The following is a 23,168-nucleotide window of genomic DNA, read 5'->3' as shown; positions in this document are numbered from 1 at the left end:
GGAACACCTATGAAAGGTACTCGTACCCTGCTGTCGCTGGCCGTGGGGCTGGCACTTGCATCCTCAGGCGCCCATGCGGCATTTGTCTGCCCGTCCGATCCGGCTCAACTCACCCCCATCCCGACCATTCAGGGCACAGGCTCCGCCAGCGCGCTGGCCACCCAGACCGTGACCGACAAGAACGGCAATGTGACCGGTAAAATCAGCACGGGCACCTTCAACGTTCGCGGTATCGTGACGACGCTGGGCCAAAGCCTGACCAAGGGGTTCTATCTGACCGACCCGGTGGGCGATGGCAATCCGGCCACCTCTGATGGCATCTTTGTCTATCTGAACGACAAGGACTTCGCGACCAAATATAAAGACGTCAAACCGGGGAGCAAAGTCTGTCTGGAAGCACAGGTGCAAGAATTTTACGGCGGCACCCAGCTGACCCCGTTAGTCGACAAGGCCACCAAAAAAGCCCACTTGCAAGTCACCGCACAAGGGCTGAATGTGCCGACCAGCGTATTGCAGGTCAATGAAGGGGAGACGCTTGCGCAAGCGCTCAATCGCCACGAAGGGATGCGGGTACGTCTCGACAGCAGCAGTGACCTGCACCTGACCCGCAACTATGGCTTTGACTACAAGGTCTATCGCAACAACGTAGAGTTGGCCCACAAAACCCCGCTGATCAAACCGACCCAACTTCATGTTGCCAACAGTGCGGACGCTGTCGCACTAGCCACCAAAAATGGCAGCAACCGTCTGGTAGTCGAGTCTGATTACAAAGCGCCGGATGGCGTACTGCCCTGGTTCCCGAGCTGGGATGCCGATCAGGGATATCTGCGCATCGGTGATCAACTAACCGGGCTGGAGGGGGTGCTCGTATACAACAAGGATGCGTTCCGCCTGGTGGTACCGAGCGATGTCACCCTGACTGCCGGCGCCCTGCTGCGCAACCCTGAAGAGGATCGTCAAGACGCGCCGGCTCGCCTCGCTGGCAGCGATCTGCGGATCGGCAGCTTCAACGTGCTCAACTACTTCACCAGCCACTCCAGCATCGGCGGCGCACTCAATATCCTGTGCAAGGATCAGGCGGATGCCGACAACGCCAAAGGTTGCAACCGGGGTGCCAAGAGCCAGCCCGAGTTCGAGAAACAGCGCACCAAGATCATCAATGCCATCACCGCAATGGATGCCGATCTGCTCGGCCTGATGGAGATGGAGAACAACGGCTTCGAGGATAACTCGGCCCTCCACAATCTGGTGACCCGCCTCAACGAACAGCAGAAGGATGCGAGCAAACACTACGCCTATGTGCGTCTGCCGGTCACTGCCCTTACCGATGGCAAGTTCTTCGGCGGAGATGCCATCATGGTGGCGATGCTCTACCGTCCTGCTCTGCTCACCCCCAGCGGAGATGCCAGCGTCATCAAGCTGCCGGAGCAGCGCTACACCACTGGTGGTGTAGCCAAGACAGCTGGTCAGCGCGATTCTCTGGTTCAGACCTTCACCCTCGCCAAGAGCAAGGAGCCGCTGACGCTGGTGGTCAACCACCTCAAATCCAAAGGGTCAGGCTGCTACGAAAATGGCGATGGCAAGACAGAACCGGCCGACCTGCAGGGCAAGTGCACCGAGTTCCGGGTCTCTGCCGCCAAGGTGCTGGGTGAGGCGGTCAGCAAACTGCCGGGCCAGGTGCTGCTGGTGGGCGACTTCAACTCCTACGCCAAGGAAGATCCGATCCGGGTTCTGACCGACTACAACCCGGCCACCAGCGAGCGGAAGATCGTATCGGCCTCTCACACCTTTATCGGTGATCACTCCTATGAACAGCTCGGTCGCGAAGTGACTCGCAGCTACGGCCTGATCGATCTCAACGTCAAATTCAACAAGGAGAAAGCCATCTCCTACAGCTACGACGGGGAGCTGGGCACCCTGGACTACGCCCTCGCCAACCCGGCGCTGGCCAGCAAGGTGGCAGGTGTCGCCGACTGGCACATCAACTCCTTCGAGAGCTCCCTGTTCGAATACGGCAGCCAGTACACCGGCTCCCTGCTCAAGTCTGACAACCCCTTCAGTGCCTCCGACCATGATCCCATCATCGTCGACCTGAGACTGGAGAGCGATGCCACCAAACCGGACTCCTCCTCAGGCGGCGGTGCACTGGGATTCGGCCTGCTGGCCCTGTTGCCACTGGCCTGGCGACGTCGCCGTTAACCACAGGCGAATTTGAATAGTGCAAGCAAAGCCCGCAAGTCTCGCGGGCTTTTTCATTCAGGTCATTGGATTTACAAATGAAAGGCGCGGGCGTATGGAGAAAATAAATGATGGAGAAAACAAAAAGGCCACCGCGATGCGGTGGCCTTTTGCTTCTTGTAAAAAGAATTTGGTGGAGCTACGCGGGATCGAACCGCGGACCTCTTGCATGCCATGCAAGCGCTCTCCCAGCTGAGCTATAACCCCGATTTTTGTGAATGACCGGCAGTCACTCTGAATTTGGTGGAGCTATGCGGGATCGAACCGCAGACCTCCTGCGTGCAAAGCAGGCGCTCTCCCAGCTGAGCTATAGCCCCATAATCGGTACTGAATGAATGGTTCTGGCGGCCATTCATCCTAAATAATGGTGGAGCTATGCGGGATCGAACCGCAGACCTCCTGCGTGCAAAGCAGGCGCTCTCCCAGCTGAGCTATAGCCCCACAAAGGTCGGCTTGGGTGATACACACCACACTGCCCTGGGTATTCAATACAACAATCAAGAATCTGGTGGAGCTACGCGGGATCGAACCGCGGACCTCTTGCATGCCATGCAAGCGCTCTCCCAGCTGAGCTATAACCCCTTTGATTCCAGATTGTTCGAGGAGAATTTGGTGGAGCTACGCGGGATCGAACCGCGGACCTCTTGCATGCCATGCAAGCGCTCTCCCAGCTGAGCTATAACCCCAACTCACCTCGGCGCTGACGAAGTTATCTCCGGCAACGGAGGCGCATGATAGGCATCACCCGCTTTGCTGTCAACCCTAAAATAACCGCGACTGATTCGTTTAGTCAAAATTGCAGCAGTTCGCTGTTTTTACCAGCAAGACGCGTGCTATCTATCTGTTTTATGTCACAAATCAGCTCAAGCACCTATAAAGGAGAGGCCGTGCAGCAAGCCTCTTTCCCCGTGCAACGCCCCCGCTCTCAGGCATCTTTTGCAGGCTGATCATCAGCTTCTCCCCCGTCACCTCGGGAAAGCCTTTCCATAAAGGGCATTGCATTTGAAAACCCTTTCCATGATTTTTGTAAATTTACAACACAGAAAGTTGATCTGGCTCACAAATGACCATAGGATCAAACCGTGACCCAGGTCACACACCATAACCATAAATGACAGAGCGATGAGGTAAACCATGTTTGAGAATCTGGCAGTCCTGTTCCACCTGCGCGGTGCAACCACCAAGAACGGCGTTGTAGAGAAAGATGCCTATGCCCCCTCCACCCGTGAATACTACTTCCGCTACGGCAAGTAATTGCTGAAAGCCTTTCACGGAAAATGTAATAAAAAAACAACACACATCATCACACAGCCCTTTCGAGGCGCTGTCCTGTCCGGGCCAGATGTTCCACGGCCAAACCTGAACTCCACCAAACAAGAATGGGGCCCGCAGGCCCCATCTTTTATTGCTCCAGACTGTGATTACATCAGATAGTGCGCTGGCTAATCGGTAAGCCTTGTAACCCTGAAACGGCTCAGAGCTTGATCCAGGCATCGGCCCAGGCCGTCCCCTTGCCCGGCTCATAGGCCCAGGCGGCACCGGCACACCAGCCGGTGTAGGGGTGCGGTTTACACTCGTAGCTGACACCGCCGTTGCTGACCCGCTCGCCCGCCTTGTAGGGAGTCCCCTCTTTGTAGGCCGGATAGTCAGGTGGCGTTACGCCCCCCTCCTCCCCTTTCACCAGCAGGCTATGGGTAGCGCTACGGCTCAAGCTCCCTTCATCGGTCACCGTCAGTTTGATCTCCAGCTTGGTATCGCTGGCCGGCTTGGGCAGAGTCAACTCCAGAGTGACCTGATCCAGTGCCGGGGCAGAGGCTCCAGCCGGGATAGTCCAGGCATAGGAGAGCGGCTTGCCTTCCGGATCGCTGGAGTGCTGGCCGGAGAGAGTCACCTTGCTGCCACCTTCGGCCTGCGCCGGGCCAGTGATATTGGCCACTGGCGGCAGGTTGGTGCCACCGCCGTTATCCTCGATCACCACCTCCGGATAGAAGTGCTGAACGCAGCGGCTGTAATCCCCTGCCTTGAAGGCGCTGAAGCGGGTCTGGTAGCCCACCAGCTTGCAAGCGTAACTCTTGCCGCCGTTGGGGTTCCCTGCCACATAGCTCCAGTCCTGCTCCCAATAGATGGGCAAGGCACCGGCGCCATTGTCATCAAACACCTTCATATTCTTGCAACCCAGCACCTCGTCGGATGGCACCGCCACTCCGAGGTAGTTGGCAAACTCGCGGTAGTAGTTGATGCGATTCTGGGACTGGGCGTGCTCGACCGGACCGCCGCACTCCACCCCGCCGTTGATGATCTGGGTAGTGACCCCGAAGCCCGGTACCAGACCGTTCTGCTTGTCATGGTCATTCGGCTGCCAGGTACCATCGATGACATGGAGCATGGAGGGCTTGGGCGGCTGCGGATAGGTATAGAAGAACACCGCACTGGCGAGGTTCAGCCAGGTGTCGGCCACCAGATCGGGGCGGTCGAGCAGGGTGCGCACCGTACCGAACATCGCCTCGGAGAAGGGGCCGTAGTTGTAGTTGTAGGAGAGCTGCTTGGCGCCGCGGCCAAAGTAGCTCTTGAACTCGCCATTGTCGAACGTACCGCACGGCCACTGCTGACCCTGCCACACATCGGGGCGGCACTCGGCGTTGTAACCACCGCGCATGGTCTCATTCCATCCCATCTCGCGTACATAGACCAGCGCCTGACGCCACTCGGCCTCCGGGCGCCAGTTTTCATGGCCGCCGGTCTCCTGGGCGAAGTGGGCGAACATGGTTGCCAGGGTCTTGCGGCAAATGGCGTCAGCATCGCGGCCATCACTGTAGTCGCTGCACAGGGCCGGGAACTTGGCCGCCGCCTGCAACAGGCCGCGATAGGTGTACTCGGGGGCGCGCAGCGGGAAGAGGTAGTTGAACTGACCCTCGCTCAGCAGGCTTTCGACCCGCTTGACGTTGCCCGGGTTGTCGGCACGGCCCGGCTGCACCGCCTCGACCACCAGATTGTCCCGGGTAGCGATGGAAGCCTTGACCGCTTCCATCGCCGGGAAGTCGGTCAGCGCCTTCTCTTTGGCATCCAGCTCAGCCTGGCTCATATAGACGGGGGTGGTGCTGCCATCCGGCGGGGTTGGCGTTGGCGGATTGGGCTTGTCATCGCCACCGGTGTCAGGCGGGGCCACTTCCCCTTCGCCGACAAGCTTCCACGGGGTATCCCACTCATTGGCGGCCGCCATGCCGGGAGTCTGACCCGGGTTGACCCACCACTTGGCCTCAAAAACCTGGCCGTTGTAATTGACCTGGCTGCCGCCCGGATAGGATTTGTTGATGTCGTATGCCTCAGCCGCCCACAGGTGGCCGCTCAGCATCATGCCGGCAAGCAGAAGGGTGATGCGGTTTTTTTTCATTATTGTTGCTCTCTATGGTTTTGTGGCAAAAGACAGAGCCCGCCTGAACAGGCTCCGCCATCTTCATCATGGACTCAACCTAGGGGCAGCTTGCCGCCCCGACATCCAGCCAGACATCGTGCTTGCCCGGCTCGTTGCCTTGAGTCCACCACTTGGCCTTCCACTGACGGCCGTTGTGGTTGGTCAGCTCACCGCCGTTGTAGGCAACGGTCGCGCTCCAGCCCAGCTCAACCTGACTCGCCAGCGCCCACTGATCGGCGGCGCGGCTCGGTTCATTGCCCTGAGTCCAGTATTTGGCACGCCATACCAGCTGGTTCTGGCTCACCTTGTCTCCGCCGTTGTAGACCTTGCTGGCCTGCCATGCGGGAACGTTGGCCGCTTCCGGGTCGGTGGTGTTGCAAGAGCCGTCGACCACTGGATCCAGCGTAAGCACGATGCGCCCTTCGCTTTGGTGTACCCCGTCCGAGACGCTCACACTCAGCTCATGCTGCTCGCTGGTAGTGACAGCCGGCGGTAGCAGACGCAGGTTGGCACTGGTCTCGCCTTCTACCTGCCAGCCCATCGGGAAGTGCCAGCGGTAGCTGAGCGCATCGCCCTCGGGATCCCTCGCCTCAGCAGTGATGGTCAGCCACTCACCGCCGATGCCGCCGAGTTGTGCCGGTACGGTTACTACCGGAGGCTGGTTCTCAACCACGCCCTGCTCCAGCAGCCGCCCGTTGACAGTAAAGGAGAGGGTCTGCTGCGGTGGCAACAAGCTCTGCTGTACCAGCGTCTGGCCACGGCACTGGATGGTGGCGCGACCGGGCTCGCTGGCGGTGGGCAGGTTGATGTGGAACTTGTTCATGACACTGCTGGACACTCTGTGATTGGCCAGCCTGAAGCGCTGCAGACCATCGCGGGTCTCCACCTGCAACTGGCAGTCATTGCCGGACAGGGTGTTTCTGTCATCCGGGTAGGTGAAGCCGTAGGCGCCGTGCAGAGCCGGATAGATGTAGCTGCGCAGGGCTCCTTGCGGATCGTAATAGCCCACCAAGGTGGTCACCGGCACGCCGAACTGCTCTGGCTTGCGCGCAACCTTGGTATCGATGGGGGAGACCTCCACCCAGCTCTGGCCATCCGAGGTGAAGCTCTTCTTGAAGCCCCGGTTCACCACAATTTCCTTGCCGTTGATAAAGAGGCGACTGTTGTAACCGGCCCCGTGATCGATGGTCAGACTGCGCCCACGGTTTTCCGCAGAGGCAACTGGCACCCGGATATCGCGGGTCCAGCGACCGTCCCACATGGCGACCCTGACCAAGCCGTAATCCGCCAGCAGGGCACTCAGCCCGGCCTCGTTCAGGGCATCCATGGGAGCCTCGACTTTCTCGATCCCCTCGATTGTGTGCTGATAGGGCTCCATCCTGGCCATCGCACTGTTCCACTTGCTAAAGCCGGTGGCCGAGTTGGCATCGAACACCGCCTTGCTCTCCAGAAAGCGCTGGATGATGGCGGCCGAATTGGGGGTATAGAGGGTGAAACGGTTGGCGCCGGAGAGAGGGCGGCCGCCCGCCATCGCATCGTGGCCAAACTTGCGGCCATCGAACGGTGGCTGGCACTGGCCATCCAGACAGGCATCCTCATTGGTGCGGGTCGGCGAGAAGTTGGGGATGAAACGGTGTTTGTCACTGTCCCAGCCCCAGCTGGAGTTGAGCTGATCGGCACTGCGATGAACCGAGCCGCGGAAACCATCCACATAGTGGCCAAGGCCGAAGTTGTGGCCCACCTCGTGGCTGAACTCGTTGCCCAGCGAATCATCCAGCGTGACGATGCCACCGCCACCGGAACCTCCGTGCACCTGAACGCCATTGGCATACTTGCCGCGACTGTTGTGCGCCGTCAGCTGGGCCACCACAAAGGGATGGCTCCCCTCCCCTTCACCGGCGCTGCTGTTGATGCCGTAGTTGGCATTGTCGATGCCATGGGAGATAAGCTCCTTGCCGATGCGCTGACGCATGGTGCCGCCATGCCAGCCCCCTTCGCTCGGGTCAAAGTCGGTCAGCAGGGTGCCGTTGGGCAGCATCACCTCAGGCAGGGAGAGCGGTGCATACTGACTGACAATCATCCGGCTGGCCGGAATGGTCTGGAAGTATTCGCGATGGGCCTCCTTGTCATTGGCAAAGGCAAAGCGATCCCGTGGCGGGGTGAGCATGCCGATGTCGATGGTGTGCAGCAGCAGCTCGCCGGGGGCGCCGACCTTGATGTCACGCAGTTCACCACTGAGATTGCCCTGACGAACGGAGAGGTTCAGTCCGGGCTGGATCCACTCGGCAGGCAGCTCGCCGCTCCAGGTATCCGCTGCATAGGTGATGCGGTTGTTCTCCAGCTCCCCCTCGCGGAACCACTGCCCATTGGCAAACTTGAACTGCAGGGTCTGGCCACGGGAGACGGTCACCTGTCGCTCACCATAAAAGGCCGTCGAGTTATAACCGGCACTGGAGCGGATCCTCACCATCTTGCCCTCCAGCTCCGGGCTCACGGGCAGGTAGATATCCCGAACCCAGCGGCCGTCGGCAGTCTGGATCTCCACCAGCGCGCGCCCGGTCAGCCGCTCCTTGAGGAAGGCGCCGCTCTTGTCGCTCAGTTTGGCCAACTCAGCACTACTGCTGATGACGGCAGTGGTGCCGCTCTCCGGGATGAAGCTCACTCCGCCTTCGGGAACCCCCGCGAGGTGGTAGACCGTCTCGGGCAGTGCTGATGGCGGCGACAAGGTCAGGGAGCCAAGCAGCTTGCCGCTGCCGTCACGGGCATCCACCGTTATGGGGGTCACCCCGTCGGCCTGGAGTGGTTGCACCAGCAGCAGGCTCTTGCGCAGGCTGGTCAGGATGGGTTGGCGATCCCCCTCTTTGGGATAGGAAGGCAGGATCTGGCTCTGGGCAAACTGCACGCTGGCAGCCAGGCTACCCGCCAGATCGCTTTGCGGTGTCGTGTCATTGAATATCAGGGGCGAGGTGGCGGCAGACAGGGGGCCAGCCGCCAGGGTTGCCATGATGAGGGCAGCGATTCGGGTCACATTTGTGGTCATTGTCAGGTTCTCGTTCATATTGCTACCGGGAATGAGGGGCATGTCGCCATGCCCCGTCATTGGTGAGGAGGCCTCAGTTACAGCTTGCTGCCCCGATATCCAGCCAGACATCGTGCTTGCCCGGCTCATTGCCTTGAGTCCACCACTTGGCCTTCCACTGACGGCCATTGTGGTTGGTGAGATCCCCGCCGTTGTAGGCAACGGCTGCGTTCCAGCCCAGATCAACCTGACTCACCAGCGCCCACTGATCGGCGGCGCGGCTCGGCTCATTACCCTGAGTCCAGTACTTGGCCTGCCATACCAGCTGGTTGTGGCTCACCTTGTCACCGCCGTTGTAGACCTTGCTGGCCTGCCATGCGGGAACGTTGGCTGCTTCCGGATCTGTGGTGTTGCAAGAGCCCCCCTCACCACCTTCGTTGATTGGCGTGACGGTGAGACGGGTGGCCGCGTTGGCATCGAGTGCGCCATCGGAGACGGTCACAGAGAGGTCATAACCGGTTTCGACATCCACCGCCGGGCCGGTGACCACCAGGGTGGCGCTGTTCTGGCCGGTCGCCGTGATACCGGCAGGTACTTGCCACTGGTAGATCAGCTCGTCGCCATTGGGGTCGGATGCCTTGGCGGTGATGGTCACCTGCTTGCCCTCTTCCACCTTGACGCTGGCAGGCAAAGTCACCACCGGAGGCAGGTTGGGCTGCGGCGCCTTGTTGGTCACCACCACCTGATCCCTGGCGGTCAGTTGATGGTCATCGGTCACCGTCAGCTCGAACACCAGATTGATGTCGGCGGACACGGCATCGAGTACAACCCGGGCCTTGGCCTGAGTGGCATCAAGCAGAGCGGCCTGCGGGCCGGAGACCTGCTTCCAGCTGTAGGTCAGAGAGCCTTTTTCCGGATCATAGGAGGCTGAGCCATCCAGCGTCAGGGTAGCCGGGCCGGTCACCGCCACATCGCTGCCTGCGTTAGCCACTGGCGGCTTGTTGGCTGGTGGGGTAACCCCTTCACCGTGACCGAGACCTTCATGCATGGCGTTGAGGATGTCGCCGTTGTCGGCATCGATCTCCCAGGAGAAGAGCCCGCCCAGCTTGTTGGCCAGCACGTATTGGCCTTTCGCCTTGACCGAGCGCTCGTCGTCATAGGTGATCAGCTCGCCGGTGGAGGGCTTGAACAGGGTGGCCGCTTCGGCAGTCTCGTCGTAGTTGTACTCCCAGCCTGCACCCATGTGGCTGTTGACGATGTGGCGATAATCCAGCACGCCATCTTCCCAGGTGCCCTTGATCTTGCCGGTGGCGGTGCCGGTGAAGGGATCGTTGCCCTGATATCCGCTCACCCCTTTCCAGCCGCGACCGTAGGCGGCGGCACCGATCACCAGCTTCCCGGAGTCGACCCCTTGCGCAAGCAGTTGCTGCACCGCTGCATCAGTGTTGTAGCGCTTGTTGGCCGAGCCGTTGGTGGCCTGATAGAGGTTGGCCTGATGACCCAGGGAGGTATTGCTCCAGGCACCGTTGTAGTCGTAACTCATCACGAAGAGGTGGTCCATGTACTGCTGGGCAGCCTTGTAATCCACATCCTCAATCTTGTCGTAACCGGCACCGATGGCGGAAGTGAGCTGATAGGTGCGACCGGTCTCGGCCTCCAGCTCGTCGAGCATGGCGCGCAGATCCTTCATGATCAGCACATAGGTTTCCCCATCTTTGGTCTTGTCCCCCAGATTGGGGTTGGCGCCGTCCCCGCCCGGGAACTCATAGTCGATATCGACACCGTCGAAGAACTTCCAGGTCTGCAGGAACTCTTTGACCGAGGCGACGAACACGTCACGCTTGGCCTTGTCATGCATGAAGAAGAAGGGGTCGGAGAGGGTCCAGCCACCGACTGAGGGGAGGATCTTCAGGTCCGGATAGGCCTGCTTGAGGGCCATCAGATTGCCGAAGTTGCCCTTATAGGGCTCATCCCAGGCGACCAGTGACCCCTGCCCTTTTTGCAGCGCGGCCCAGGGATCGTGAATGGCGACCTGGAAATCCTTGCGCCCGGCACAGGCACGTTGCAGCGCCTGGAAGCTGCCGGCAATCTCTTTGAGGCTGTCGTTGAGGCCATCACCGCCACAAATCGGGGTGAAGCCATAGAGGATATGGGTCAGGTTCTGGGCCGGCAACTTGTCCACGGTGAAGTTGCGATCATAGACCCCCCACTCCACATAGTAGGTACCGACCACCTTGCCGGACTTGTTGACATAGGGTTTGTTATTCTCCTGCAGGGCAGGCTTGAGCGGCGCAAGGTGGCTGCCATCGGTATCGGCGACCACGATCTCTTTGGCATCAGACAGGGTACAGCCATCGCCGTTGCACAGCGCGACCTGCATCTGATAGCGCCCCCCCTTGTGCACCTTGAAGGTGGCTGTGCCAGCGGCGGAAGAGGGACCGGACCACACCTCCTTGCCATCCAGCAGCACCTTGGCACTCTGGCCAATATCGCCGTTCCAGATATTCCAGGTGACGGTCACATCGGCGCCATCCTTCACCTTGACCAGCTCGTTATAAGCGGTCGCGGACTGGCTGACTTCGACGATGGCAAACTTGGTGGGGCCCCAACCGATGGCGGGTTTGCCGGGAGCTGCCGCATAAGCGGCGGAGGAGGCGAGCAGGGTGCCGACCACCATGGCCAGCAGTGCAGGTTTTGGACTTAGCATATTGCTTTCCTTTTCGTTATTGGAAAAACGAAAGGGCAACGCAACACGACAGGTGACACAAAAACGGCCACCCCTTGGCAAAGGCAGCCTGCATTCTACTGTGGTGGCCCCGCTATCCTAGGCCGTCTTGACCCTTAGACCGGAAGCTTTGCGTCCCGACTTTTCAATCGGTTTGCCCTTGTCACAACGTTATTTCTGGCGATAAATAATCGCCGATTGACTGTAGGGTAATTCTGATAAGTAAGCAAATCGGACCATTGCCAGCCCACCAGTTACCAACCCCGACAATTACCCACTTTCAAGAAATTAATGTTTAAAAAACAGCCGGATATGCAGACATAATCTCATCACCTCCAACCAGATACCTCACACCATTTTTTTGATCTGCATCACACCAAGTTGAGAAAAATCAATGAGTAAGAACAATATGCGACAAAAGACCCATCTGTATCGCAACTAATGAATTTATAATCGCCGCTTTGCATGGCCAGCAGGTGTCTTCATGCCCAGCGAATTGCCCTCACGCACCCGGTTATCCAGATACGACAAATTTGTTCGTTTGACGATTTATGCCTTGCCACTGGCCGGGATGATCTGGCTTATCAACAGCCTCAATGGCTGGCAAAGGGCGCCGCTTGCCAGCACCTTGCTAGTCCAGAGCTACCTTATCTGCACCTTCTGGCTCTATCGCCACTACCGCTACCATCTGCACCGCCAGTGGCAGCATCTGAGTGAGGCGCTCAAGATCAACGAAACCACCGCCGAGCTGGCCCGCAACTCGGCGCAATACCAGACCGAAGAGGCCTTTCTGGAGGATCTGCTCAGACGAGCCGTGATGTTGATCCCGGGGGCAGAGATGGGCTGCCTGATCAAGCTGCTGCCGGGCACAGGCATGTTGAGATATGAAGCGGCCATCGGCATGGATTTGGTGAAACTGCGGCGGATCAATCTGCCGCTGGAGCACACCTTTCAGTACAAGCTGACTCAGGGGCGCTGCAACAAAACACTGCTGATCAACGACCTGTCGAAGATAAATGCCACCATGCCCCTGTCCGAACAGGACAGAGAGCTGCTGGTCAACTGCACCGACCTGCCCATCCAGGCCACGCTGGCGACCCCGATCCATATCGATGGTCAGCTCTACGGCATGATCAATATGGACAGCAGCAAACGTAATGCCTTTACCCGCTACGACAGCCACCTGATGGCGATCCTGGCGCGGGATATTCGCCACGCCATCACCATCTATCAGCAGTCCCGCCGCATCTATCAGCTGGCCAATACCGACCAGCTCACCGGGCTCGCCAATCGCCAGCAATTCGAACTCGCTCTGCAAGCACAGCCAGAAGGCACCCTGCTGCTGATCGACATGGACAATCTCAAGCAGCTCAATGACAGCAGTGGCCATTTGGCCGGTGATCAGGCCCTGCGCCTTATCGCAGATGGCATACGCCAGCACTTCGGTCAGGGGGTGATTGCCGCCCGCTTCGGCGGGGATGAGTTTGTGCTGCTCACCACTCTGACACCGACCGAGCTGCAACAGACGATGGCCAGGCTGACGGCCATGCTGGCCAGCGCCTCCCCCACTATCTCGTGCAGTATGGGGATGGCCCCCTATCGCGGCGACTTTGCCGCCGCGTTTGCCAGAGCCGATGCCGACATGTACCAACACAAGCGGCACCACAAAGAGCTGCGGGCGGCACAGATGCCAGCTATCGGGGAGAGCATTAATCACTAGCCCGGAAGGGCTGCTTTGCAGACACAAAAGAGAAGCTGGGTGGGGAAACCGATTGGCAGACCCGCCAGAATGTGGCAAAGCGGGGAGAAAAAACGGGGCATGACCGGCATGCCCCGCCACCATTCAATGCTTATTTACAACTGGCGGCTCCCACATCCTGCCAGACGTCGTGTTTGCCGGGCTCATTGCCCTTGGTCCAGTACTGCGCCTTCCACTGACGGCCGTTATGAGTGGTGAGCTCGCCACCGTTGTAGGCCACATTGGCATCCCAACCCAGTTGCACCTTGCTCACCAGCAGCCACTGATCCGCGGTGCGGCTAGGCTCGTTGCCCTGGGTCCAGTACTTGGCCTGCCACACCAGCTGGTTGTGGCTCACCTTGTCGCCGCTGTTATAGGTGCTTGCCGCTTTCCAGACTGGCCAATTGGCCGCATCCGGATCGGTCGCCGTGCAACCACCGCCGCTGCTGGCCGGTTTGACCGTCAGACGGGTTGCCGCGCTGGCATCCAGCCCGCCGTCGGAGACGGTGACGCTCAGGTCATAGCCGGTATCGCTGGTCACGTTCGGGCCAGTGACCACCAGGGTGGCGCTGTTCTGACCCGTTGCGGTGATGCCTGCTGGCACACTCCACTGATAAGTCAACGGATCACCGTTTGGATCGGAGGCGGTCGCCTTGATGGTCACCTGCTTGCCCGCCTCCACAGAGGCCGTGGCAGGTACACTCACCACCGGCGCCAGATTGGCCTGCGGCGCCTTGTTGGTCACCACCACCTGATCCTTGGCACTCAACTGCTGGTCATCGGTCACTGTCAGCTCAAACACCAGATTGATGTCGGCAGCCACAGCATCCAGCACCAAGCGGGCTTTGGCCTGAGTGGCATCCAGCAGGGCAGCCTGCGGCCCGGAGATCTGCTTCCAGCTATAGGTGAGGGCGCCATTTTCCGGATCGTGGGAGGCAGACCCATCCAGCGTCACCTCAGTCGGGCCGGTCACCTTGAGATCACTGCCTGCGTTGGCCAGCGGCGGCTTGTTGGCTGGCGGCGTGACGCCACTGCCGTGGCCCAGCCCTTCATGCATGGCGTTGAGGATGTCGCCGTTGTCGGCGTCGATCTCCCAGGAGAAGAGGCCACCGAGCTTGTTGGCCAGCACATACTGTCCCTTGGCCTTGACCGAGCGGTCGTTGTCATAGGTGATGAGATCGCCGGTCGACGCCTTGAACAGATAGGGCGCCTCGGCCACCTCGTCATAGCCCTTCTCCCAGCCCGCCCCCATCCGGTTGTTGACGATGTCGCGGTAATCCACCACCCCGTCCTCCCAGGTGCCTTTCACCTTGCCGGTCGCCTTGCCGGTGAAGGGGTTGTTGCCCTGATAACCGCTCACCCCGGTCCAGCCACGGCCATACATGGCGGCACCGACCACCAGCTTGCCTGGTTCAACCCCCTGCGCCAGCAGCTGATTCACCGCCTTGTCGGTGGTGTACTTGGTATCGGGATCCCAGCTCGCCGCATAAAGGTTGGTCTGGTGGCCCAGCTCGGTGTTGCTCCAGGCACCGTTGTAGTCGTAGGTCATCATGAAGATGTGGTCCATGTAGGGCTGGGCCGCCTTGTAGTCCACATCCTGGATCTTGTCGCCCCCCGCACCAATGGCCGAGGTGAGCTCATACTGGCGACCGGTCTCGGCCTCCAGCTCGTCGAGCATGGCCCGCAGCTCCTTCATCAGGGTCACATAGGTGGCACCATCGCTCGGACTACCCAGTTTCGGGTTGGCGCCCTGGCCGCCCGGGTACTCCCAGTCGATATCCACGCCGTCGAAGAACTTCCAGGTCTGCAGGAACTCTTTCACCGAGCCGACGAACACATCGCGCTTGGTTTTATCACCGAGGAAGTAGAAGGGGTCGGAGAGGGTCCAGCCGCCGACCGAGGGGAGGATCTTGAGGTTCGGATAGGCCTGCTTGAGCGCCATCAGGGCACCAAAGTTGCCCTTGTAGGGCTCATCATGGGCGGTGAGGCTGCCTTGCGGCATCTGGATGGCGGCCCAGGGATCGTGCATCGCCACCTTGAAGTCGGCGCGACCGGCACACGCCCGTTGCAGCGCCTGGAAGCTCCCTTCGATCTCCTTGAGGCTGTCGTTGAGGCCATCCCCGCCGCAGATGGGGGTGAAACCATAGAGGATATGGGTCAGGTTCTGGGCCGGGATCTTGTCCACCGTAAACTTGCGGCCATAGACTCCCCACTCCACATAGTAAGTACCGACCACCTTGCCGGACTTGTTGGCGTAGGGCTTGTTGTTCTCCTGCAACGGCGCCTTGAGTGGCGCCAGATGGCTGCCATCGGTATCGGCGACCACGATCGCCTTGGCATCAGAGAGGGTACAGCCATCGGCGTTGCACAGCGCCACCTGCATCTGGTAGCGCCCCCCTTTCTTCACCTTGAATGTGGCGCTGCCCGCCGCGGTGGAGGGGCCGGACCACACCTCCTGACCATTGAGCAGTACCTTGGCACTCTGGCCCAGATCGCCGCTCCAGAGGTTCCAGTTCACCTCCACATCGGCGGCATCCTTTACCTTGACCAGATTGTTGTAGGCAGTGGCCGCCTGATCGACTTCAACGATGGAAAACTTGGTGGGACCCCATCCTATGGTCGGCTTGCCGGGCGCCGCAGCATAAGCGGACGAGGCGCAGCACAGACCGACCGCAAGGGCCAGCATGGTAGGCTTTGGACTTAGCATTTTTTATATTTCCCTATTTCGTTATGTTGGCAACGAAAAGGGCTACGCCCTGACAGGTAACGCAGACGGCAGTGCGGCCTCTTGGCAAAGGTGCACAACAACCTGTGGTGGCCCCGCTATCTCAAGTACGGCTCATCCCTGGACCGGAAGCTTTGCGTCCCGATCTTGCGATCGGTTTGCCCTTCGGTTACTTCATTTGCGATGCAAAAAATCGCATCCCGACTATAGAGTGAGCCAATCCGGTCTGCCACTGTCGGCGTTGAACGACAGTGGCAAGCCAATACTGTAACTGGCGGCGATTGCGCTGGAAGATGAAGAGATCTTCGCCAATAAATCGCTGTTTTCGGCATTCATCCATGACCACGGGCCAGAGGATCATTGCGCGGTTTTGTGAGCCGGTTCACGGCTTGCCGCTCCGGATGCGGCTAGCGCAGCAGCAGGCTGTTCATCAGGGCCCGCAATTTGAGCGGTTTGACCGGTTTGCTGATGTAGCCATACCCCTGCTCGCGGATCTGCGCCTGCAGCTCGCTCTTGCGATCAGCGCTGATGATGATGCCTCCCAGCTCGTCGCCACACACCCGTTGCAGGACAGCGAGCGCCTCCAACCCGGTCTTGCCATCGTCGAGGTGGTAGTCAGAGAGCACCAGTCTCGGCACAAACCCGTCTGCCACCAGCGCCTCGGCTTCGGCCAGATCGACGGCGCAGCGGACCTCGCAGCCCCAACGGCCGAGCAGGGTGCTCATGGCGGTCAGAATGTCCCGCTCGTTGTCGATACAGAGCACGGCTACACCTTCCAGCTGGCTGTCACGCACCACCGGCGCCGCCAGCTGATGGGCCGTGACCGGCCGGGTCGCCAGATTGAGGGTCACCGCAAAGACCGACCCCTTGCCCGGCCAGCTCTGCAATGTGAGCTGATGACCGAGCACCAGCGAGATGCCACGGGCGATGGCAAGCCCCAGACCCAGCCCCTGCTCCTTGGCGGTGCGGGAGTGATCGAGGCGGGAGAACTCGTCAAAAATAGCCTCCTGCTTGTCCTGCGGGATGCCGGGGCCGTTGTCCCACACCTCGATGCGGATCTTCTCCCCCATCCGGCGGCAACCAAGCAGCACCCTGCCGCCCGGGTTGTAGCGAAACGCATTGGTGAGGAAGTTTTGCAGCACCCGGCGCAGCAGCCGCACATCGCTATGCACCGCGTGCTTGCTCTCCACCACCGAGAAGTGGATCCCCCCCGCCTGGGCCAGCACGCCAAACTCCGCCTTGAGGTTGTCGAGCAGATCGCGCAGGGCAAAGTCGAGCTTCTTGGCCTTGAACTTGCCCGCTTCGAGCCGCGAGATATCGAGCAAATCGGTGATGAGATCCTCGGTCGCCCCCAGCGCATCGTCGATATGGCGGGCGATGCGGGCCTGCTCGCCAGCATCGGGCAACATCTCCAGCAGGGAGGAGGTAAACAGCTTGGCGGCATTGAGAGGCTGGGTCAGATCGTGGCTGACCGCTGCCAGAAAACGGCTCTTGGATTGATTGGCCCGCTCCACCTGCTGGTTCACCAGCAATAGTTGGCGGTTGAGTTCGGAGAGCTCACGGGTGCGCTCGGCCACCCGTGCCTCCAGATGTTCGTTCGCTTCGCGCAGCACCCGCTCCGCATCGCGAAACGGCGTGATGTCGGTAAAGGTCATGACGAAACCACCGGCGGGCATGGGGTTGCCCTGCATCTCGATCACCCGCCCGTCCGGGCGCTCCCGCGCCGAGATATGGGCGCTGCCGCGCTTCATAAAGGCAACCCGCCGCGCCACGTGATCCTCGATATCACCGGGGCCACAGAGTCCCTGCTGGGCGTTGTAGCGGATGATCTCCTCGATGGGACGCCCAGCCTGAATAAGCCCCGGCGGATAGTGGAACAGCTCGATGTAGCGGCGGTTCCAGGCCACCAGCCGAAGCTCCCTGTCCACCACCGAGATCCCCTGCCCGATATGCTCGATCGCCCCCTGCAGCAGGCCGCGGTTGAAGCGAAACACGTCGGAGGCCTCATCGACTATGGTGGCGATCTCCTCGAGCTGCATGTTGCGCCCCTGCAGGGCAGAGGCGAGCACCAGCCGCGCCGACGAGGTGCCAAATACCCCCGCCAGCAGCCGCTCGGTATGGGCAATCAGCTCGGCCGAAGCCTGCATCTGGGGCGCCAGGGTGCCACCCCGCTCACCGGCGAAGCGACCAAAGGCGCGCTTGACCCGGCTTGAACCGACGAAACGGGCCGCCAGCATCTCCAGCTCCTTGACCGAGACCCGCGCCTGATAGAGGGCGGCGGTATCGCGGCTCGGCTTGCCGACAAAGTTGGCCGCCTGCAGCCGCTCGCTCACCGCAGGGCGCGACAACAGGGAACCGGCCACATAGCCGAGCAGGTTGAAGAGCAGGCTCAGGAAGATGCACCAGGCCCCCAGGCTCAGCTCGCGAAACGCGGGCCAGTCCGGCGGCGCCAACAGCTCGGCCAGCGGTGAACCGGCCAGCAAGCCACTCTCTACCAGCAGAGTCACGAACCAGAGACTCACCCCAAGGAAGAGACCAAGATAGACCCCCTTGCGATTGCCGTGACGCCAGTAGAGGCCGAGCAGCAGGGCCGGCGCAAACTGGGCCACCGCGCCAAAGGAGAGATAGCCGATGCGCGACAGACTGGTGAGATCGCCGAGCCAGAGGTAGAGCCCCCAAGCCGCCAGCAAGATCAGCAGGATGGCGCCACGGCGCACCTGCAACAGCAGCCGCACCAGCCGCTCGTCGCGCCCCTGCCGCCAGAAGCGGCGCAGCAGCACCGGCAACACCAGATCGTTGCTCACCATGATCGCCAGCGCGATGGTGCAGACGATCACCATGCCGGTGGCCGCCGAGGTGCCGCCGAGAAACGCCAGCATCGCCATGCCATCAAAACCGAGGGCCATCGGCAGGCTGATCACATAGGTGTCTGAGGCCATCTCCGCCCCCACCCACTGCTTGCCCGCCAGCGCCAATGGCCAGATAAAGAGTCCCATCACGAACAGGTAGAGCGGGAATATCCAGCGCGCCCAGTGCAGATCCTGCCCCTGATTGTTCTCCACCACAGTCACATGAAACTGGCGTGGCAGGCAGATGACGGCGCACATCGCCAGCACCGTATAGATGGCAAGCTCCAACAAATTGCCGGGACTCACCGCCACCACCTGCGCAAAGAAGTCGCGGGTCACCTGCTCGTGAGCTTCGCCGGGTTTGCTCAAGATCAGCCAGAGGGCGAAGCCCCCCACCGCGATAAAGGCCAGCAATTTGACCACCGACTCGAAGGCGATGGCCACCACCATCCCCCTGTGATGTTCGGTGGCATCAAGATGGCGGGTGCCGAACAGGATGCTGAACAGCGCCAGCAGCAGGGTGACCCCGAGCGCCAACTCGCTGGTATTGCTGGTCGGGCTGATGCCGCCGCTGTTGACCATCAGCAGATCCAGCCCGGTGACGATGGCTTTCAGTTGCAACACCAGATAGGGGAGGATCCCCATGATGGCGATGAGAGAGATCACCATGGCGAGCCGCTGGGATTTGCCGTAACGGGCGGCGATAAAGTCAGCGATGGAGGTGATGTGCTCGCGCTTGGCCACCAGAATGAGGCGGGCCAGCAGCCGCCAGCCAAACAGAAAGACCAGCATGGGGCCAAGGTAGATGGGTACTGGTGACCAGGGGGATTCACTCGCCTGCCCCACGGTGCCGAAGAAGGTCCAGGAGGTGCAGTAGACCGCCAGCGACAGACTGTAGAGCAGCGGTTGCCCCTTGAGACGGTGCCGTTTGTGCTTGTCTGCCACGAAGGCGATCAGAAACAGCAGCCCCAGATAGGTGAGCGACAATCCGATCAGCAGCCATCCCTGGTGCATCGATAACTCCTTGTCCATGTTGAGTTTTTGTATACAGCCTCGCCAGTCTAGAGAGGCAGCAGCCAAAAGTCATCCCCTTCGGACAGATTGAAATTATCGTTTTTCAATAAGTTTTATCTTGACTGTATATCGCAAAACAATAAACATTGCCGATGTGAATATTGATAAACGATAAACTTTACCTTTCAGATAAAACCATCACAGTGAGGAATGAGATGATCTCCAACAAACTCGAACGCTCGAGCATGCTGATCGAATGGCTGCTACTGTTGGCACTGCTGGCGACCCCTTTGATCACCTTGCTGGAGGTGTGGACCCCCTTCGGTGGCGCCGATTTGCTGCAGGAGAAGCTCAACACCATCTTGAGCCGCCCCGGCATCAATCCTGCCGACTATCCCCTTCACTTCTCCACCCGGCTGCTCGGCACCCTGGTGCAGCTGTTGCCGGATCTGGTCTTTATGATGATGCTCTGGCAACTGCGCCAGCTGTTTCGTGGCTACCGCGCCGGTCTGCTCTTCACCTTCGAGCAGATCCGCCGCTATCGGCAGATCGGACTGCTGCTCTGTACAACCTTCCTGGTCGAATTGATCCTGGCCCCCTTGCTGGATACGGTGCTCACCATGAGAGGCCCGGAAGTACTCGGTACCATAGCGCTGAGTACCTCCGATTTCCGGGTACTGCTGGCGGGACTGATCGTATTGGCGCTGGCACTGGTCATGCGCGAGGCCAAACTGCTGGCCGATGAACAGCAACTGACGGTGTGAGGAACGTATGCCCATTATCATCCGCCTCGATGCCCTGCTGGCAGAGCGCAAAATGACCGCCCGCGAGCTGGCCCAGCGTATCGACATCACCGAGGCCAACCTCTCGATCCTCAAGAATGGCCACGCCAAGGCGGTGCGCTTCTCCACCCTGGAGGCCATCTGCCGTGAACTCAATTGCCAGCCCGGCGATCTGCTGGGCTACGAGCAGGAGCGCTAACCTTCTTATGAGTCGTCATATCACCCTGTTTGCCCTGTGGCTGCTGCCGCTGTGGGCCTGCGCTGGCAATGACGCGAACGGCCCCCGCTACCTTATCGAGCAGGGCGCCAGCGCCAATGTGCTGCAAGTGCGCCTCACCATGCAGGGCAAACCTCCCTTTACCCTGCTCCCCGCTCGTCAGTTGCCGGGCAGTGCCACGCCGGTTTCCCCCGCGCTGGTCTGCCTTGCAGACAACCAGCCGGTTGCCCTCAACCAGCCCTTCTCCTGCAAAGAGGTTGGCTGGCAAATCACGCTCACACCCGCTCCGGCACTGGGTGCAGATGCCTCGGCCCAACAGTCGCTTTTGTTCGCACCCAATCAGTGGCTATTGACCGAGTGGGGTAACTTTGTGCGCCAGATGGGGAGTCGCCAAGGAAAGGTTTGTCTGCCGGATGGCAGCTGCCAACCACTGCCGGATGTCAACCAACCGCCGCTGATCCTGCCGTTTGGTCTGGACACAGTGCCCGTCACCAAGCCGGATCCGCGGCTGGTGCTGAGCCATGACGAGACCGCCAACCAGCTCGATCTGCCGGCCTTACAGCAGCAACTGAATGAGATCATCGACTATCTGGCCTTCCAGCTCGATGTGGATCCGCCCACTCACCCGTGGCAACTGGTGTGGCTGGGGCGGGATGTGGCAACCCGCTCCCTTGGCGGCGCAACTGGGGATCAGGTGTTTGTCGCCAACTACCCCACCGAGGCTGGCAAGCCGACGCCACAGGCCCCCTTGCGCCTGCTGCGCACCTCGGCCCACGAGGCGGTGCATATCCTCAGCGCTCGCCACTCTGCTCCACAACCCACCTGGGTCAACGAGAGCCTCGCCGAGTACCTTGCCATCAAAGCGCTGCGCCGCTTTCGGCTGCATCAAGTCACGGCGGTCAACGAGCTGGCCGAGCGGGGCAAACAGCTGCCCCATAGCGAGAGCGGCCTCTATCGGGCAGCTCGCGAGGTGCTGGCGGGCGATCGCTCCTACTACCCGCTCTTTTACGTCAAGGGGAGCGCCTTCTGGGAAGCGCTGGAGCGGGAGCTGCAACACAATGACGTGACGCTGGCGCAACTGCTGCCCCAACTGGGCTGGCTGCCGGATGGACGCTTTGATGCCGCCTCCAATGAGCTGCTTGCCGGCACCATCGGCTCGGATACCTGGCGCCGTCTCAGCCGCCTCTATCTTGGCGAGCAGCAGTAACGCCGCAAACTGCAACAACGAAAAAGGGAGAGCCGTGGCTCTCCCTTTTGTGAGGTGATGATTCAAATAGACAAATATCAGGCTGGAGCACTCTCCTGCGCAGACGACGCAAAGGGACGCAGCCGCAGGAAGAACACCGGCAAGACCACCAGCACCATCAGGAAGAAGATGCCGCCGCCGAGAGGCTCGAACAGCACGCCGCAGAGTGCCATCAGAGCCGCCACCGTCATGCCGAGGCCAAGGGCCGCATAGAGCGCCTGAGTCGGGATCAACTGCTCGGCCGGTAGCTGACGGGTCATAAAGCGCACCGCCCCCAGATGGCTCATACCGAACGTCACCGAGTGGAGCAATTGCCCCAGCACCAGCACCCACAACTCGGTCGAGGCACCCAGCAATACCCAGCGCACCACACAACCGATGGCACCGGCGATAAAGAGACTCTGGGCGCCAAAGCGTTGCAGGAAACGCTTGTCGGCGGCAAACATACAGATCTCCGCCACCACCCCGAGCGCCCAGAGATAGCCGATGATGGTGCCGCTATATCCTTGCGCCTTCCAGTAGATGGCGCTGAAACCGTAATAAGCGGCGTGGCTCCCCTGCAGCAACGCTGTCAGCAGCAGGAAACGGCGCACCGGTGCGCTGCGCAGGGTTGCCAGCAAGGACGCCTTGGCGCGCTCGCCCTGACTATCCTGTGGCGCCGGATAGAGCGGCAGCCAGCTGAGCAGCAGCATCAGCACCAGCCCCGCCACCATGGTGTGCAAAATCCAGTCACTACCGAAGTTGCCCACCAGCGCCCCTACCAGGGTAGAGGCGACGATAAAGGCAAAAGAGCCGCACAGCCGCACCTTGCCGTAATCGAGGTGCGCCTGCACCACCATGCGGGTCGCCAGCGCCTCTCCCACCGGCATCAGAGTCGGATAGATAAAGTTCGCCAGCAGGGTCAAGCCCACCAGCCACCAGAGGTTATGACTGAGATAGAAGCCGAGAAACGCCAGCAAACTGAGCAGGGAGAGCAACCGGGTAACCGGCAACAGATGGCCCGCCCCCTTGATCTGCCCCATCACCATCAGGTTGCCGGCAAAGCGGATCGCCATCCCCGCCCCCAGCAGCAGACCAATCATCTCGGCGCTGACGCCCACCCCCTCCAGCCAGAGCGACCAGAACGGCAAGTAAGCACCGTAGACAAAATAGAAGGCGCCGAAAAAGAGCGCTAACCAGGAAAACGCGGGCATAGATCCTCTG

The 23,168-nt window shown here is 60.4% G+C and carries 11 protein-coding genes, 5 tRNA genes and 2 riboswitches; of the genes, 5 read left to right on the top strand and 11 right to left on the bottom strand.

What is annotated here, in order from left to right:
- The first annotated feature begins 9 nt into the window (after window positions 1-9).
- Window positions 10-2,199 (top strand): ExeM/NucH family extracellular endonuclease, encoded by a 2,190-nt coding sequence (locus BN1139_RS06445; protein WP_013723510.1) that lies wholly within the window; start codon window positions 10-12, stop codon window positions 2,197-2,199.
- Window positions 2,200-2,369: 170 nt separating this feature from the next.
- Here the strand turns inward: BN1139_RS06445 and BN1139_RS06440 are convergent.
- From BN1139_RS06440 to BN1139_RS06405, 8 genes are all read right to left on the bottom strand, one after another.
- Window positions 2,370-2,445: transfer RNA gene (locus BN1139_RS06440), tRNA-Ala, on the bottom strand.
- Between the two features lie 34 nt (window positions 2,446-2,479).
- Window positions 2,480-2,555: transfer RNA gene (locus BN1139_RS06435), tRNA-Ala, on the bottom strand.
- Between the two features lie 48 nt (window positions 2,556-2,603).
- Window positions 2,604-2,679: transfer RNA gene (locus tag BN1139_RS06430), tRNA-Ala, on the bottom strand.
- Window positions 2,680-2,744: 65 nt separating this feature from the next.
- Window positions 2,745-2,820, bottom strand: a tRNA-Ala gene (locus BN1139_RS06425).
- 28 nt (window positions 2,821-2,848) lie between these two features.
- Window positions 2,849-2,924, bottom strand: a tRNA-Ala gene (locus BN1139_RS06420).
- A gap of 788 nt (window positions 2,925-3,712) precedes the next feature.
- Window positions 3,713-5,629 carry a glycoside hydrolase family 19 protein gene (locus BN1139_RS06415; RefSeq protein ID WP_005354181.1) on the bottom strand — a complete coding sequence of 639 codons (1,917 nt, stop codon included), beginning with the start codon at window positions 5,627-5,629 and terminating at the stop codon, window positions 3,713-3,715.
- Between the two features lie 79 nt (window positions 5,630-5,708).
- Window positions 5,709-8,690 (bottom strand): M66 family metalloprotease, encoded by a 2,982-nt coding sequence (locus BN1139_RS06410; protein WP_237700561.1) that lies wholly within the window; start codon window positions 8,688-8,690, stop codon window positions 5,709-5,711.
- 73 nt (window positions 8,691-8,763) lie between these two features.
- The gene (locus BN1139_RS06405) at window positions 8,764-11,376 is read right to left on the bottom strand and encodes a glycosyl hydrolase family 18 protein (protein WP_005354190.1); all 2,613 of its coding nucleotides are present in this window, start codon (window positions 11,374-11,376) and stop codon (window positions 8,764-8,766) included.
- A 99-nt stretch (window positions 11,377-11,475) separates the two neighbouring features.
- A riboswitch (cyclic di-GMP riboswitch) is annotated at window positions 11,476-11,563 on the bottom strand.
- A gap of 315 nt (window positions 11,564-11,878) precedes the next feature.
- Here BN1139_RS06405 and BN1139_RS06400 point away from each other — a divergent pair.
- On the top strand, window positions 11,879-13,114 hold the full coding sequence (locus tag BN1139_RS06400) for a sensor domain-containing diguanylate cyclase (RefSeq protein WP_005354192.1): 1,236 nt from the start codon (window positions 11,879-11,881) through the stop codon (window positions 13,112-13,114).
- Between the two features lie 130 nt (window positions 13,115-13,244).
- On the opposite strand, the gene BN1139_RS06395 is transcribed toward BN1139_RS06400, so the two are convergent.
- Both BN1139_RS06395 and BN1139_RS06385 read right to left on the bottom strand, forming a co-directional pair.
- Window positions 13,245-15,839 carry a glycosyl hydrolase family 18 protein gene (locus BN1139_RS06395; RefSeq protein ID WP_013723508.1) on the bottom strand — a complete coding sequence of 865 codons (2,595 nt, stop codon included), beginning with the start codon at window positions 15,837-15,839 and terminating at the stop codon, window positions 13,245-13,247.
- A 103-nt stretch (window positions 15,840-15,942) separates the two neighbouring features.
- A riboswitch (cyclic di-GMP riboswitch) is annotated at window positions 15,943-16,030 on the bottom strand.
- A 234-nt stretch (window positions 16,031-16,264) separates the two neighbouring features.
- Window positions 16,265-19,720, bottom strand: coding sequence for a hybrid sensor histidine kinase/response regulator (locus BN1139_RS06385; RefSeq protein ID WP_005354199.1), 3,456 nt, complete (start codon window positions 19,718-19,720; stop codon window positions 16,265-16,267).
- Window positions 19,721-19,935: 215 nt separating this feature from the next.
- On the opposite strand from BN1139_RS06385, the gene BN1139_RS06380 reads away from it, so the two are divergent.
- From BN1139_RS06380 to BN1139_RS06370, 3 genes are read left to right on the top strand one after another with little or no spacing between them, the layout of a single operon-like run.
- Entirely contained in the window at window positions 19,936-20,484 is a 549-nt protein-coding gene (locus BN1139_RS06380; RefSeq protein ID WP_005354200.1) for a DUF2975 domain-containing protein, read from the top strand.
- Window positions 20,485-20,491: 7 nt separating this feature from the next.
- Window positions 20,492-20,701, top strand: a complete 210-nt coding sequence (locus BN1139_RS06375; protein ID WP_005348179.1) for a helix-turn-helix domain-containing protein — start codon at window positions 20,492-20,494, stop codon at window positions 20,699-20,701.
- A 7-nt stretch (window positions 20,702-20,708) separates the two neighbouring features.
- A complete protein-coding gene (locus BN1139_RS06370; RefSeq protein WP_005354202.1) occupies window positions 20,709-21,926 on the top strand; it encodes a hypothetical protein in 1,218 nt (405 codons plus the stop codon).
- Between the two features lie 77 nt (window positions 21,927-22,003).
- Here the strand turns inward: BN1139_RS06370 and BN1139_RS06365 are convergent, their stop codons facing one another.
- Complete coding sequence (locus tag BN1139_RS06365) at window positions 22,004-23,158, bottom strand: 3-phenylpropionate MFS transporter (RefSeq protein ID WP_005354203.1); 1,155 nt, start codon at window positions 23,156-23,158, stop codon at window positions 22,004-22,006.
- Window positions 23,159-23,168 lie beyond the last annotated feature (10 nt).

The organism is Aeromonas veronii bv. veronii, assembly GCF_000820225.1.
In the GTDB taxonomy this organism is placed as follows: Bacteria; Pseudomonadota; Gammaproteobacteria; order Enterobacterales; family Aeromonadaceae; genus Aeromonas; species Aeromonas veronii.
This window is presented reverse-complemented; position numbering and strand designations above follow the sequence as displayed.